Raw genomic sequence first — 14,727 nt, 5'->3', positions numbered from 1 at the left:
CCCCCATCGTGCGCCCGTCCGTCGGGGCGCAGGAGGGACCCACGGCACCCGCGCCCGAGGACCTACGGCTCTGCCGGCACGCCGCACCACGTCCGAGAGTCGACCTGAACGGCGCACCCGCGTCCCGACCTGAGGAGAACGACATGTACGCATCCGTCGGTGACCGCCTGATCGTCCGCAGCAACCGGGTCGGCGGCCCGGTCCGGGACGGCGAGATCCTCCAGGTCCGGCACCCCGACGGCAGCCCGCCGTACGTCGTGCGCTGGTCGGACAACGGTCACGAGTCCGTGTTCTTCCCCGGGCCCGATGCCGAGGTCCATCACTTCCAGGACGGCCTCGCGCCCGATCCCGGCGACGACGCGGGCTGAGCCGCCGGACGGCGGCCCGCGCTCACCTTGACGACCGCGCCCGGAAGCACCGCCAGGGCGAGCACCGTGGCCCAGGCCGCCGGTTCGACGGATCGGGTCCCGAGCAGCTCCTGCAACGGCGTCCAGGTGGCGGCCAGGACCTGGAGCCCGACCGCAGCGGCGACCGACACCTCGAGCCCCCGCTCCCCGAGCCCACGCGTCGAGCGTGGTGCGCGCAGCGCCAGGGCGAGTGCCAGCTGGGCGAGGCCGAGCGTCAGGAACACCACCGTCGTGGTGGGCCAGGAGTGGGCGGTCGCCAGCAGGCCCGCCGCGATGCTGACTCCGGCGATCAGGAGCCCTCCGACGAGGATCCGCCGTACCAGGCCCTCACCGAGCACGGACCGCTCCGGCGATGGCGACGGTCGCTGCATGAGCCGGGGGTCCAGGGGCTCACCGCCGAAGGCCACGCCGGGGATGCCGTGCGTCAGCATGTTGATCCACAGGATCTGCCCCGGAAGGAGTGGCGTCGCGATCCCGACGAACGGTGCGACCAGGATCACCAGCACCTCGGCCAGTCCTCCGGAGAGGCCGTAGCGCAGGAACGTGCGGATGTTGGCGTAGATCCGGCGGCCCTCGGCCACCGCGGTCACGACGGTCCGCAGGTCGTCGTCGGCCAGCACCAGGTCCGCCGCCTGCCGGGCGACCTCGGTGCCGTGCCTTCCCATGGCGACCCCGATGTCCGCACGCCGCAGTGCCGGTGCGTCGTTCACGCCGTCCCCGGTCATCGCCACCACGTGTCCGCGTGCCTGCCAGGCGTCGATGATGTCGACCTTCTGCTCAGGGTGGGTCCGCGCGTACACGTCGATCCGCTCGACCCGCGCCACGTGCTCGCCCCGCGCGACCACGTCTCCGTCGACGACCTCCCCGTCGGGGCGCGCGATGCCGACCTCGCGGGCGACGGCCAGCGCCGTCTCGGCGTGGTCGCCCGTGACGAGGAGCGGACGGATCCCGGCGGCCCGACAGGCGCTCACCACTGCCGCAGCGTCGTCGCGCGGCGGGTCGATCATGCCGACCAGCCCGACCAGCTCGGGTGCCCGGTCGGGCGCGCCGTCGGCGACCGCGAGAACGCGGAAGCCAGCACGGGCCATCGCGTGCGCCTCTGCCCGCGCCCGGTCGGCCACCGCACGGTCCGCGAGCCCGTCCAGCACCGTCTCGGGTGCGCCCTTGACCACCACCAGACGTCCTCCCGTGGCGTCCTCGTGCACGGTCGTCATCGACCGGCTCTCGCTGTCGAACGGGGTCTCGTCGACCCGGCGCCACTCCCGAGGAGCGTGCAACAGCCTCTCGTCCAGCCGAGCCGCGGCGACCAGCAGCGCCACCTCCAGCGGGTCCCCGATCCCGGACCAGCCGTCTCCGGCCGGAGTGAGCCGCGCGTCGTTGCACAGCACCACGTCACGCAGGAGCCGCTCGACCGCGCTCCCGTCGGCGCTCGCGCCCCGCACCGCACCGGCGCGGCCGTACGCCGGACCGTCCACGTCGCAGGCGCCCTCGGCCGTCCACGTCCGGCGTACCGTCATCCGTCCCTCGGTGAGGGTGCCGGTCTTGTCGGAGGCGAGCACGGACACCGAGCCCAGCGTCTCGACAGCCGGCAACCACCGCACGATCGCCGATCGCCGTGCCATCCGGAGCGCACCGAGCGCGAGCGCGACCGAGACGACGGCCGGGAGCGACTCGGGGATCGCCGCGACCGCGAGGCTCACGGCGAGGATCAGGGAGTCGGCCAGGGGCTCGCCTCGCAGCACCGCCAGCAGGAGCACCACGGCGGCGAGGCCGGCCGTGATCCACACCAGCTGTCGCGACAGGCGGGAGAGACGACGCTGCAGCGGCGTGGGACGCAGTCCCGTCGCCGCGATCAGCACCGCGATCCGGCCCAGGCCGCTCTGCGCCCCGGTCCGCACCACCGCTGCCACGGCCCGGCCACGGGTCACGACCGTGCCGGAGAGCACCTCCTCACCGGTCCCGCGCCGCACCGGTACCGACTCCCCCGTCATCGCAGCCTCGTCGACCTCCAACGCGACGGCCTCGCCGAGCGACAGGTCGGCGGGCACGACGTCGCCGGCCTCGAGCCGCACTTCGTCCCCGACGACCAGCTGAGCAGCCGGCAGCTCCACGAACCGCCCGTCGCGCCGCACCCTGGCCTGGGGCGAGGCGAGCTCGTCCAGCACCGCGACCGCATGCTCGGCGCGCACCTCCTGAACGACGCCGATGACCGTGTTGAGGACCACGACCGCGCCGATGATGGCCGCATCGACCCGATCGCCCAGGACCAGCACGACCACCAGTGCCGCGCAGAGCAGCACGATCATCGGGTCGGCGAGCTGCCGGGCCACCCTGGCGATCAGGCTGCGGGGTGCGGCCCGCGGGACGACGTTCTCACCGTCGCGTTCGAGGCGCCGGGTGGCCTCCGCCGAGGTCAGGCCGCGGCCCTCCACCAGTCGTGGCCCGAGCGCCGTCATCCGTCCGCGCTCGTGTCCGGCGCGACGACCTCCACCGGCACGTGCGAGGCGCGCAGCACCGAGCGCGCCGTCGCACCGAGATGGGCCCAGTGCAACGGTCCGTGCGGGCGGCGGCCGATCAGCAGGAGGTCGCTGGCCTCCGAGCCCTCGACCAGGGCCTGGGCGGCCTGGCCGTGCACGACCACGGTCTCCACCGCGACGCCGGGGTAGGCACGCCGCCACTCCTCCAGGACGGTGGACAGCAGCTTCGCGCCGGCGGCGCGCCACTCGCGGACGTAGCGGTGCGGGTCGATCACGTCGCTGTACGGGACCGGCAGGTCCCACGCGTGGATGACGACCAGCTCGGCGCCGCGTTGCGCGGCGCGCTCGAAGGCACGACCCAGCAGGGGGCGGGCGCAGTCCTCGGACTCGATGCCGACCACCATCCGTCCGTGCTCCACCAGCTGCCAGTCGGCGGGTACGACGACCGTCGGCACCGAGGTGCGCCCCGCGACCGTGGCCGTCGTCGCGCCGGTCAGCAGCCGCCGGACTGCACTCCTCGTCTCCCGGCCAAGGACCACCATCTGCCCGTCGCCCGCAGCCGCCACCAGCTCGTCCGCCTGCGCTCCGGCTGCGAGGACCGTCTCGATGCTGAGATCGGTCCCGAGCGAGCGGGCAGTCGCCTCGGCATCGGCCAGGACCGTGCGTCCGTGGGCCCGCAGGTCCTCGGCGATCTCCGGCGCGAATCCGAACATCGGCTCGGAGAGTGCCGCCGGCGGCGCCACGTGAACGATCCTGAGCGCGACGGCGCGACGCCGGGCCTCGTGGACCGCGTACCGCAGCGCTCCGGCGCTGCGCTCGGTCCCGTCCGTCGCAACGACGATGGGCGCGTGGTTGTCGACCTGCATGACGGAACCTCCGGTTGTCGAGTGACTCACCGCGATCGTGTCGGTCACCGGGGCCGCTACTGCAGGGTCCGGCGTCGGCAGGCCGGAGGCCTTTGGTCCCGACGACTCGTGCCTGACGCCCCCGGCACGACCGGCCGTCCAGGAAGCACGCTGACCACCGAGCGCAGCCGCGCCACGACAGCAACGACGGTCAGGAGACGAGCATGGTTCGCATCGGCATCAACGGAGCAGGTCGGATCGGGCGGGCCTTCCTGAGGCTCGCGGCCACGGAGCCCGACCTCGAGGTCGTGGCCGTCAACGACCTCACCGACGTCGCGACGCTGCGCCACCTCCTGCGTCGCGACAGCACCTTCGGCGCGTTCCCCACCCGGGTCGAGGTCGGTGGCGACGACCTCCTTCTGGTGGGCGAACGCAAGGTCGCGGTGACCCGCAGCGCGGATCCCGGCGACCTCGACTGGACGGCGTACGACGTGGACGTGGTGCTCGAGAGCACCGGCCGGTTCCGCAGCAGGGAGCTCGCCCAGGTCCACCTCGCGGGAGGGGCACGGAAGGTGGTGCTGTCCTCACCCGGCAAGGACGTCGACGCGACGATCGTGATGGGGGTCAACGACGCGACGTACGACCCCGGTCGTCATCACGTCGTCTCGAACGCGTCGTGCACCACCAACTGCGCCGCGCCCATGGTGAAGGTGCTCCAGGAGGCCTTCGGGATCCAGCACGGCCTGATGACGACGGTCCACGCCTACACCAACGACCAGAACCTGCTCGACGCCCCGCACAAGGATCCCCGGCGCGCTCGCGCCGGGGCGGTCAACATCATCCCCACCTCGACGGGTGCGGCCCGTGCGGTCGGCGAGGTGATCCCCGCGGTCGCGGGCCGCCTCGACGGCCGGGCTCTGCGCGTTCCCGTGGTCGACGGCTCGATCGTCGACCTCAGTGTCCTGCTGGATCGCAACGTCAGCGCCGCCGACGTCAACGCCGCGTTCGCAACGGCGGCGAGGACGGGGCCGCTGGCCGGGCTGCTCACCTACGAGGAAGACCCGCTGGTCTCCTCCGACGTCGTGCGCGACCCGGCGTCGTGCGTGTTCGACAGCACGCTCACCCAGGTCTCTGGACGGCTGGTGAAGGTCTTCGGCTGGTACGACAACGAGTGGGGCTACACCTGCCGGCTCGCCGACCTGGTCCGCCTCGTCTCGCGATGACCGTCGCCGACCGCGACCTGCTGAGCGACCTCGCGGCCGGCCTCCGCGCCGCGTTCGGGGCCGCAGCAGCAAGCGTGAGCCTGCTCTCGAGTGACGGCCCACCGCTGGTCGTGTGCACCCCACCGGAGCGGGAACCGCTGGAACAGCTCCAGCTGCGCCGAGGGCGTGGCCCTGTCCCTGCCGTGATCACATCCGGGCAGGTCGTCGCGATTCCTGACGTCGCCGTCCGGGCCGAGGCCTGGCCCGACTACGCGCGGGCCGCTCGAGTGGCCGGCATCTCCTCCGCGCTCGGGGTCCCGTTGCTCGAGGGCCCGGCGCTGATCGGGGTCCTGGTGCTGTACGGGACCACCCCGCAGGACCACACCCCCGGCGAGCTCCAGATGGCCCGGATCATCGCCGACCTGCTCGCCGTCGACGAGCGCGGTCTGCGCAGTGACCGGGGCCCGATGTCGGGCCGCGTAGGGTCCCAAGTCCCTGTGTGCGACCCGCGTCCGCGTCGAGGATGGAGGAACAGCGACCGCCCCGGACCCCGGCAGCGTCAGCCCTCTCGGGCGAGCCAGGAGTGAGGGGAATCCGGATGACGACCTACGCGACGCCGGTGGGGAGCCGAAGGCCACTGCGGATCGGACTGATCGCCCCACCGTGGATCCCCGTGCCTCCTCCCGCATATGGCGGCACCGAGGCCGTCATCGCCAACCTCGCACGCGGGCTGACCGAACGCGGCCACCACGTCGAGCTCTTCACCGTCGGCACGTCCTCGTGCCCCGTCCCGCGCGGACACCTCTTCGACACGCCGGTCGAGCCCTTCGGCCAGAGCGTTCCCGAGGCCGCCCACGTGCTGGCGGCCTACGACGCGCTGCGCCACGTCGACATCATCCACGACCACACGGTGCTGGGGCCGCTCCTCGCCCCGCACACTCTTCGCGGCGGACCGCCGGTCGTCACCACGAACCACGGCCCCTTCACCCCGCTCACCCGCCCGATCTTCAAGGAGATCGCGCGAGGGGCCGCGGTCGTCGCCATCTCCCACGACCATGCCAGCCGCGCCGGCGACGTGCCGATCACCGCGGTGATCCACCATGGCGTCGACCTGGAGACCTACCGGCTCGGGGCCGGAACCCGGGACGACCTGGTCTTCGTGGGCCGTATGTCGCCCGACAAGGGGGTCGATGCGGCCGTGCGCATCGCGCACGCCGCCGGCCGCCCGCTGCGGATCGTGTCCAAGATGCGCGAGCCGGACGAGGTCGAGTACTTCCGCACCTGCGTGCGTCCGCTGCTCTCCGCCACCGAGGACGACGTGGCCGAGCTCGCGACGGCCGAGCGCGTCGACCTGGTCGGTCGCTCGGCGGGGCTGGTGAACCCCATCGCCTGGCCCGAGCCGTTCGGGCTGGTCATGATCGAAGCACTCGCGACCGGCACGCCCGTCGTGACCAGGCCGATGGGCGCGGCCCCCGAGATCGTCACGCAGGGCCGGACCGGCTTCCTCGCCGACCGCGAGGCGGAGGCCGTGGCCGCGGTCGGCCGCCTGCGCACCATCGACAGAGCCACCTGTCGCTCCGAGGTGTCCCTCCGGTTCTCCCTTCAGCGGATGGCCGCCGACCACGAGGATCTCTACCACGCGCTGCTGGCGGCACCGCCGGCCAGCGGGCGGAGACCACTGAGGAGCACCAGGGCAGGGACACCAGCGGTGAGGGCGAGGTGACCATCGCACGCCCGCGCCGGGCCGAAGGTCCCCTCCGAGAGGCCCGACGGCACTGCTGCCGCCGGGCCCGGGGGAAGTCCACTGGTCACCGGACACGAAGCGCCCCCGAGCGGGGCAGGAAGCGAGGCAGGCAGTCATGGCACACGGAGTGATCCACTGGGAGATCGGCGCCCGGCATGCGGAACGGCTCCAGGCGTTCTACGCGGACCTGTTCGGGTGGAAGTTCACCCCCGCCGGACCGGAGTACACCATCGCGGCGGCCGAGGGCGGCGGCATCGGCGGTGGCATCATGCAGGCGCCGGAGCCGATGCCGACGTACCTCACCTTCTACGTCGAGGTCGAGGACGCTGCCGACGCGCTGACTCGGAGCACCGCCCTCGGAGGCGAGGAGGTCGTTGCGCCGACTCCCGTTCCCGGCGTCGGGCGGTTCGCGATGTTCCGTGACCCCGAGGGTCACCTCGTCGGGGTCCTGGAACCTCTGGCCGACGCGGCCTCGTAGCCGGTTCCGATCAGCAGCACGGGCACCGGGCCGGCGAGCGCACGACGCACGATCCTCGCCCTGCTCCCGGCGAGCCGCCTGCCCCAGCCGAGGACCAGCAGGTCAGCGCCGCATGCCTCGACCTGCGCGACGACCTCCGTCGCCGGGTCCCCGTGACACAACCGGAGCCCGACCACCTCGGGAACGCTGCGAGCGAGGAACTCCTGTTCCCAGGAGGGGCCCGCATGGGCGGCCTGGTCCCAGTACGCCGGGACGGTGTCCGGCTCGAACACGTGTGCTGCCAGGAGCGTGGCCGACGACGCCATCCGGCTGGCCAGGACCGCCACCGCGTCGGCCGCCGTCGAGCCGCCGTCGAGTGGCAGCAGGACGCGGGAGAACCGTCCACGCGGCAGTCGTGCACCGGTCGGCACCACGAAGACCGGCTTCGTCGCATCGGTGATGATCCGCCATGCGGGTGCCGCGCTGTCCGTGCCTGCCACGACCAGCGCCTCCACCCCGGGCTCGGACAGTGTCGTACGAGCCAGCGACAGGACCTGCTCGACCGACGAGGCCTCGTGCACCGACACGGACCGCGCCCGGCACGCCAGCAACCGGGCCCCTGCCTCGGCCACGACGCGTGCCGGGTGCTCGGGGCCAGGATCGTCGACGAGTGCGACCACGTCGTTCATGCTCCACCTCCAGGCAGGGTGCGGGCCCGGTGTCCTGCCGGGACGTCCACCGTCGGCCCCCCGCGGCGGCGCGCCCGGATCGGTACTCGGGTCGACAGGGTCACGATGTCGTCCCTGATCCAGAGCCGGATGTCGGAGGACAGACAGCGAAAGCGCACCTCGACATGTCTCCACCGCGGAGGCAGCCGGGGATCCAGCTCGAGCACGTCCCCGACCACCTGAGCCCCGACGAACCCGAACAGGAAGGCCTGCCAGGCCCCACCCATCGCGCCGACGTGGAGGCCTCCGGCCGTCGTCCCGGCCTGGTCGTCGAGGTCCACGCGCAGTGCCGTCGCGAGCAGGTCTCGGGCCTCCTCGCTGCGCCCGGCCCGCGCCAGCACGAAGGCGTGGGCCGCAGGCGACAGTGACGACCCGTGGGCCGTCCTCGGAAGGTAGTGGTCGAGGTTCGGCTCGAGCGAGCCGGGCGCGACCTCGTCGGGGACCATCATGTGCAGCATCAGGACGTCGGCCTGCTTGATCAGCTGTGAGCGGGCCACACGCCGGCTGCCGACCAGGACGTCCGCGGCCACCGGGCTGCGGCCCAGACCGATGAGAGGCGCCGGAGCCAGTCGGGAGTATCCGTCGAACTGCTCGTAGCGACCGGTGCCCGGATCGTGTCCGTCAACGATCGAGTCGGCGAGCTCCAGCCAGGCGTCTCTCCGCTCGCGAGGCGCCCGGGTCACGAGTGTCGCGGCTGCGCGCAGGTGCCACCGGACGAGGACGTTGGTGAAGGCGTTGTCATCCACGTCCTCGTGGTACTCGTCGGGACCGATCACCCCACGCAGGTGCGCCCGGCCGTCCGGACCCACCGACACGCGGGACAGCCAGTAGTCGGCAGTCTCCGCCACCAGGTCGAGCTCGCGGGCGGAGAGGTCGCGCCCCGCCCACCGTGCCTGACGCAAGGCCGCCCACGCCACGTCCGCGGTGACGTGCTCCTCCCGCAACCCGGTGAGGATCGGCACCTCCTCGCCCCCGAGCAGCCCGGAGCGTGGGGTGACGTCGCGCCCCGTCCGAGCGGACTCCCAAGGAAAGCGCGCGCCGCGGTACCCGAGCTCGGCGGCATGGGCGCGCGCGGCCGGGAGGCGCCGGAGGCGGTACTCGACCATCCCGCGAGCCGCCGACGGGGCCATCGTCATCAGCGCCGGCAGGACGAACACGTCGGCGTCCCAGAAGACGTGACCCGCGTACCCGCTCCCGGCGAGTCCGCGCGCGCCGACAGCCAACTCCTCCGCTCCGGAGTCGAGCGACCAGAGGTGGAACAGCGCGAACCGGAGACCGAGCTCGACCTCGGGATCGTCGGGCAGGCTGACACCTGCCGTCGCCCACCGCACAGCCCACGAGGCCCGCTGGGTGGAGAGCAGCACGTCGAACCCGTACCCGGCTGCGGCATCGAGCCGAGACTCGGCACGACGCCTGCGTGGCCCACCGCCGGTCCCCGTCACGACAGCACTGATCCGCTCCAGCGTCTCGAAGCCCTCCTCGATCCCGCGCCACTGCCGGGTCAACATCGCGATGGCATCGCCCGTCGTCGTGCGCGTGCAGGACCACGTGTCGGTGCCGTCGCGGACATCCGAGGGCGCCAGACGATCCGTCGGAGCTTCCACCCTCATCGCACCGACCCCGGGCACGGCGAGGCAGGCGAAGCGCGCGGTCCGCACCGGACGACCGGTCGGGGCGACCTCCTCGCGCAGCAGGACCCCCGAGCGAAGATCGAGCCACCGTACGTCGCGCAGCAGCGGAGTCGTCATCCGCACCTCGGTCCAGCTCGGAGCGGCGAGCAGGCCGTCCTCGCACTGATCCCCGCGGTAGACGCCGGCAGCGAGCACCATCGGCTGGCTGCCGCTGACCTCCTCCTCCACCGACCCACGGGTACCGACTCCGCCGGAGCACACCGTGAACACGGCCTCGTCGACGCGGCGACGCTGCTCGACCGGCCCGCCCCGCTCCACCGTCCAACGCCGGTCGGTGTCCACGTCGGGAACGCGACGGTGCTTCAGGCGAGACAGCTGCTCGCCGAGCAGGTGCACAGCCGTGGCAGCGTCGTCGACGACGAGCACCAAGGCTGCTCCCACTCCCAGGTCCGCCATCCGCCGGAGGTTCTCGGCCCGCTGTTCGGGGCCCGTGCCCCGCGTGACCCAGATGCGCCCCGCACTCGGCGGCAGGTTGGAGACGAGCGGCAGCGCGGCGGCGCCGAGCACCCCCACGTGCACCCCGTGGGTGGCCAGCTCCGCGATCTGCGCCACGAGCTCCTGGCAGTTCGCATCCGTGACTGCGGCGTCCCAGTCGATCAGGACTGCGCCGAACGTGCGGTGCCGGCGACCGAGTGCCACGGGCTCACCCCAACCAACGTCGCCCGGCCGCGAGCGGGGCCTGTGCCCATTGGTCGCGGTAGGCCGTGAGGTCGTCGGACTGCTCCGCCCTGAGATCGTCGAGAACGCGCCGGACATCTCCGCCGCCGTCGGCTCGGGACCGCTGCTGCCCGAGCCCGGCGACCGTCGTCCGGGCGACGGTCTCGTCGTGATGCTGCCCGAGGGTGTCCTGCAGGGCTGACATCGCGTGGGCGAGGGCGCTCGCGCGCTCGCCGAACCGCGGCTGCGCGGCCTCGGCCGCGTAGCGCAGGCGCTTCGCCACCTTCCGCACCTCGTGCAGCGACTCGTCCCGTCGAGCGGAAGGGGCATGCTCGGCCGCCTTCGCCGCGGCCTCGAGCCGCGTCCACTCGGCGCGCAGGCCACGGCGGAGCTCACGACGTGCGGGGCGCCGGGCGTTCGGCGACCAAGGCGGCCACGCGGCCGGATCCGTGAGGGCCAGGACCAGGGCGTCGTACCGCCCGCCGTCCAGGGCACGACGTGCGGTCTCGCGAGCCGCCGCCAGGTCGCGGGCCAGGGCCTCGTCGATCCAGGCCTCCTGCGCCGCGTCGGTGGATTCGTGCTGGGCCACCAGCGCACCGAGATGGTCGCGGAGCACCTCCAGGTCACGCTCGCGTCCCAGGACGTCGACCAGCCAGCCCAGCTCGGCGCGCAGGTGCGAGGCTGCCCGGCGGTCGAAGTCACGGCGGTAGCAGGCCAGGACCGCCCGGATCCGGCGGCACGCGACGCGCATCTGGTGTACCGCGTCGGGCAGATCGGCACGCACCTGCGGATCGAGCTGACGCAACCGGCGCACCTGCGCATCGAGGTAGGGCGCCAACACGTCACGGGCACTCGCGGCGCCCGGGCTCGCCCCGGTCACGTCCTGCGGAGGCACGACATCCAGCACGTGGGCCAGCTTGGAGGCATACCTCGACGGCGATGCCCCCGCCTCCCGGAGACGGGCGGTCGTCGCGCGGGCCAGCTCGGCGTCGTCCTCGGTGAGCTCGACCTCCCACTCGCGCCAGACCAGTCGAGCCTCCCGCTCGCCGCGCCGGCGTTCGCCGACGACCCGGTCGTCGCAGACCTCGGCGACGAGGTTCCCGGCAGCATCGACGACGGGCAACACCGTGCGTCGGGTGCTGACCGTGCCGACCTTCCTCAGGCGTGCGCCTCGCGTCGTGCCCCGCAACAGCTCCTCCAGCCGCTGCGGGACCCGCTCGTCGTCACCCAGCGGGACCCGGACCTCGTGACGGCCCTTGTCGCTCGGCAGCTTCAGGTGCCAGCCTGCGTCCTCGCCGCCACGGCGACGACGCAGCGTGATGCCCAGGCTCATCAGGTCGAGGGCGGCGGTGTCGTAGTAGCTGGCCTCGAGATCGACCTCCCTGGGCGCGCCGACGGCGCCCGCACGAGGCAGACCGGTGAGGTCGGGGAGCGTGGCGTCGACAGGCACCTCGAACTTCGACTCGATCTCCAAGACGTGCGTGTCGACGCTCATGCTTCCTCCGTCCGAAGTGCTCTCCGGCTCGATCGTCTCGTGGTGCCGGGCCGCCGACAGGGGCCCAAGGTCCTGCTGCGGGCGGCAGTTCGCCTCTGACCGGTGCCTGTCAGCGTGGCCACGATGGACGACTGTCGGCGCGAGGAAGGAGACCCACGCCATGGGAGCGCGAAGTCCTGCCGTCCGGACCACCGGACTGAGCAAGCGGTTCGGCAAGAGCGTGGCCCTCACGCATCTGGACCTGGTCGTCGCGCCGGGCACGATCTGCGGGTTCCTGGGCCCCAACGGGGCCGGCAAGACGACCGCCATCAAGCTGCTCGCCGGCCTGTACCGCCCCACGGCCGGGAGCGTCGAGGTCCTCGGGCACGACGTGGCCAGCGCGCGCGACCGCGTGCAGGCATCGATCGGCTACCTGCCGGGCGACTTCACCGGGTACGCCGACCAGTCGGGTCGCCGCTTCCTGCGACTCCTCGCGCAGCTTCGTGGCGGCGTGGACGACTCCTTCGTCGCGCACCTGGCCGAGCGACTCGAGGTCGACCTCGAGCGCCGGATCGGGACGCTGTCGCGGGGGAACCGACAGAAGATCGGCATCATCCAGGCGTTCATGAACCAGGCCCCGCTCCTCCTGCTCGACGAGCCCACCAGCGGCCTCGACCCCCTCATGCAGCGAGAGTTCCACCTGATGCTCCACGAGGCGAGGGACCGCGGCCAGACCGTGCTGCTGAGCTCGCACGTGCTCTCGGAGGTCGCCGAGGTCGCTGACGACGTGGCCATCCTGCGCGAGGGCTCGCTGCTCGACCTGCGCTCGATGGCCGACCTGCGCTGCGGCCTCTCCCGTCGCGTCGAGCTCCGGTTCGGGGACGATGTCCCCGCAGCCGCGATCCGCCAGGTCGCCGGCGTGCACAACCTGGAGGTCCTCGGCCTGACGGCCCGGCTCGATCTGACCGGCGAGGCAGCCGAGCTGCTGCGGGCGGTCCTCCCCTACGACCTGCGCGACGTACAGATCCACGACACCGAGCTGGCCGATGTCTTCCTCGGCTACTACACCCAGGAGGCCCCCCGTGCTCACGATCTGCCGCAAGGCACTGTGGGATCAGCGCCGCACCCTGCCCGCCTGGGCTAGCGGCATCGTCCTCTCCGTCGTTCTCGAGGCGGCGATGTGGCCGTCGATCTCGTCGATGTCCTCGCTCGACTCCTACCTGACCGACTTCCCCGAGGCGCTCAAGGACATGTTCTCGATCGACCAGATGTCGACAGGCACCGGCTTCCTCAACGCCGAGCTGTTCTCCTTGATGCTGCCCCTGCTCTTCGTGATCTTCGGCATCCTGCGCGGAGCGCGAGCACTCGCCGGGGAGGAGGAGGCCGGAACGCTCGACCTGCTGCTGGTGACACCCCTGTCCACCACTCGACTGCTCCTCGGTGAGGCCCTCGCGCTGACCGTGGCGATCACGGTGCTGGGCGTCGCGACACTCGGCGGCACCCTGGCCGGCAGCGCGCTCTTCGACCTCGGGATCCCGGTCCGCTCGGCCGCGGCGGGCGCGAGTGCGTGCACCCTGCTGGGGCTGGTCCACGGCGTCCTGGCGCTGACGGCCGGCGCCGTCCTGGGCCGGCGCGGTCCGGCCATCGGCGTGGCGACCGCGGCCGCGCTCGCGGCCTACGTCCTCTACGTGGGCGGTCTCTTCGTCGACCGGCTCTCGGACGTCCGGGGCATCTCCCCGTTCCACCAGGCCCTGCACGCGGGTCCGCTCGCCACCGACTTCCCGGTCTCGTTCCTCACCCTGCTGCTGGTGTCGGCCGGTCTGGTCGCGCTCGCCCTGCCTGTGTGGGCGCGGCGCGACATCGGCGCGCATCGCTGAGCAGGCTCGGGACGTGACGTGCCGCGCCCCGGGACCTTTGACCCTGCCCGTGCGGATCCCGCCGAGGGATGCTGAGCCTCATGCAGGCTCCTGAGATCGGCGCGTGGAGGTGTGCGCTCGCCCTCCTCACCAGCGGCCCCGTCGAGCGCGCGGCGCGGCTCCGGGAGGTCGACGCGGTCCTCGACGACCTGCCGTCCCACCTCGCTGCTCCGCTGCGCCGCGCCGTCGCGCGCTCACGGACCCGGTGGGCACCACGATGTCCGAACCCTCGCCAGCCTCATGCGACGCGGATGTGGCCGACCTGTGCAACATCCTCGACACCGCCACGACCTCCGACCCCCTCGGAGGCGGGCTGGTCCTGCGTGAGCGTCGCGAACGGATCGAGGCGCTGCAAGCCCGCCTCGAGGCGGCGGCGAGTCCCTGGGAGGGGGCCGTCGACGCGGTGTGCGCCAGCTTCCGCGCACAGCCCGCGAGGCTGTCGGTGGTGCCCGATCCCGAGGTCAGGCGGCTCGACGACGGCCCTGCACGGCTGCGGGTGTTCCTGCTCGACGATCACGAGGTCGTCCGGCGGGGCCTGCGCGACCTGCTGGAGGGCACCGGGGAGTTCGAGGTGGTCGGCGAGAGCGGAAGTGCCGTCCGGGCCCGGGCGATCATCCCGGCACTACGACCGCACGTCGCCGTCCTCGACGGGCGACTCCCCGACGGCACCGGCATGGAGGTCTGCCGCGACGTCCGCTCCGTCGATCCCACCATCCAGGCACTGATCCTGACGTCCTACGACGACGATGACGCCCTCTTCACCGCCATCCTCGCCGGCGCGGCCGGCTACGTCCTCAAGCAGGCGTCGAGCGAGGACCTCGTCGACGCCGTACGCGTCGTCGCCGGCGGCCGCTCACTCATCGACCCCGCTCTGACCGCCCGCGTCCTCGACCGGCTGCGCAGCCCCGAGCCCGAGAGCGACACGCTGGTCGGCATCACCGACCGTGAACAGGAGATCCTCGACCTGATCGCGGACGGACTGACCAACCGGCAGATCGGCGAACGACTGTGCCTGGCCGAGAAGACCGTCAAGAACTACGTCTCGACACTCCTGGCCAAGCTCGGCCTCGAGCGCCGCACGCAGGCGGCGGTCCTGGCCACACGCCTGCGCCGCTGACCCTGCGACACG

The 14,727-nt window shown here is 72.7% G+C and carries 13 protein-coding genes; 8 read left to right on the top strand and 5 right to left on the bottom strand.

The genetic code is table 11. The features are described from left to right. Positions 1 to 143 precede the first annotated feature (143 nt). On the top strand, positions 144 to 368 hold the full coding sequence (locus QI633_RS12355) for a DUF1918 domain-containing protein (RefSeq protein ID WP_141798924.1): 225 nt from the start codon (positions 144 to 146) through the stop codon (positions 366 to 368). On the opposite strand, the gene QI633_RS12350 is transcribed toward QI633_RS12355, so the two are convergent. Together QI633_RS12350 and QI633_RS12345 are read right to left on the bottom strand one after the other, a co-directional pair. Beyond that, entirely contained in the window at positions 320 to 2,863 is a 2,544-nt protein-coding gene (locus tag QI633_RS12350) for a cation-translocating P-type ATPase (protein ID WP_282429157.1), read from the bottom strand. The two genes, QI633_RS12355 and QI633_RS12350, sit on opposite strands and share 49 nt — an antisense overlap. Continuing rightward, positions 2,860 to 3,750: a universal stress protein gene (locus tag QI633_RS12345; RefSeq protein ID WP_282429156.1), complete on the bottom strand. Its 891-nt coding sequence runs from the start codon at positions 3,748 to 3,750 to the stop codon at positions 2,860 to 2,862. The genes QI633_RS12350 and QI633_RS12345 overlap by 4 nt, the downstream gene beginning before the upstream one ends. 203 nt (positions 3,751 to 3,953) lie before the next feature. Between QI633_RS12345 and gap the strand changes: the two genes are divergently transcribed. The 4 genes from gap (at position 3,954) to QI633_RS12325 (ending at position 7,153) form a co-directional block, all read left to right on the top strand. After that, positions 3,954 to 4,952, top strand: coding sequence for a type I glyceraldehyde-3-phosphate dehydrogenase (gene gap, locus QI633_RS12340; RefSeq protein ID WP_282429155.1), 999 nt, complete (start codon positions 3,954 to 3,956; stop codon positions 4,950 to 4,952). Next, positions 4,949 to 5,518: a GAF domain-containing protein gene (locus QI633_RS12335; RefSeq protein WP_282429154.1), complete on the top strand. Its 570-nt coding sequence runs from the start codon at positions 4,949 to 4,951 to the stop codon at positions 5,516 to 5,518. The genes gap and QI633_RS12335 overlap by 4 nt, the downstream gene beginning before the upstream one ends. A gap of 11 nt (positions 5,519 to 5,529) precedes the next feature. Then, positions 5,530 to 6,654, top strand: a complete 1,125-nt coding sequence (locus QI633_RS12330; RefSeq protein WP_282429153.1) for a glycosyltransferase family 4 protein — start codon at positions 5,530 to 5,532, stop codon at positions 6,652 to 6,654. A 136-nt stretch (positions 6,655 to 6,790) separates the two neighbouring features. After that, positions 6,791 to 7,153 (top strand): VOC family protein, encoded by a 363-nt coding sequence (locus tag QI633_RS12325; RefSeq protein ID WP_282429152.1) that lies wholly within the window; start codon positions 6,791 to 6,793, stop codon positions 7,151 to 7,153. Here the strand turns inward: QI633_RS12325 and QI633_RS12320 are convergent. The 3 genes from QI633_RS12320 to QI633_RS12310 are packed head-to-tail and all read right to left on the bottom strand — an operon-like array spanning position 7,108 to position 11,703. Beyond that, positions 7,108 to 7,821, bottom strand: a complete 714-nt coding sequence (locus QI633_RS12320) for a universal stress protein (RefSeq protein WP_282429151.1) — start codon at positions 7,819 to 7,821, stop codon at positions 7,108 to 7,110. The genes QI633_RS12325 and QI633_RS12320 overlap by 46 nt on opposite strands. Then, positions 7,818 to 10,190, bottom strand: coding sequence for a hypothetical protein (locus tag QI633_RS12315; RefSeq protein ID WP_282429150.1), 2,373 nt, complete (start codon positions 10,188 to 10,190; stop codon positions 7,818 to 7,820). Before QI633_RS12315 ends, QI633_RS12320 begins: the two co-directional genes overlap by 4 nt. A gap of 4 nt (positions 10,191 to 10,194) precedes the next feature. Then, positions 10,195 to 11,703, bottom strand: a complete 1,509-nt coding sequence (locus tag QI633_RS12310; protein WP_282429149.1) for a CYTH and CHAD domain-containing protein — start codon at positions 11,701 to 11,703, stop codon at positions 10,195 to 10,197. Between the two features lie 160 nt (positions 11,704 to 11,863). Between QI633_RS12310 and QI633_RS12305 the strand changes: the two genes are divergently transcribed. The 3 genes from QI633_RS12305 (at position 11,864) to QI633_RS12295 (ending at position 14,715) form a co-directional block, all read left to right on the top strand. Further along, entirely contained in the window at positions 11,864 to 12,826 is a 963-nt protein-coding gene (locus QI633_RS12305; protein ID WP_141798930.1) for an ABC transporter ATP-binding protein, read from the top strand. Beyond that, complete coding sequence (locus QI633_RS12300) at positions 12,765 to 13,559, top strand: ABC transporter permease subunit (protein ID WP_282429148.1); 795 nt, start codon at positions 12,765 to 12,767, stop codon at positions 13,557 to 13,559. Before QI633_RS12305 ends, QI633_RS12300 begins: the two co-directional genes overlap by 62 nt. A gap of 292 nt (positions 13,560 to 13,851) precedes the next feature. Then, positions 13,852 to 14,715: a response regulator transcription factor gene (locus QI633_RS12295; RefSeq protein ID WP_349016727.1), complete on the top strand. Its 864-nt coding sequence runs from the start codon at positions 13,852 to 13,854 to the stop codon at positions 14,713 to 14,715. The last annotated feature ends 12 nt before the right edge of the window (positions 14,716 to 14,727 follow it).

The sequence above is a fragment of the Nocardioides sp. QY071 genome (genome assembly GCF_029961765.1).
Classification (GTDB): Bacteria; Actinomycetota; Actinomycetes; order Propionibacteriales; family Nocardioidaceae; genus Nocardioides.
This window is presented reverse-complemented; position numbering and strand designations above follow the sequence as displayed.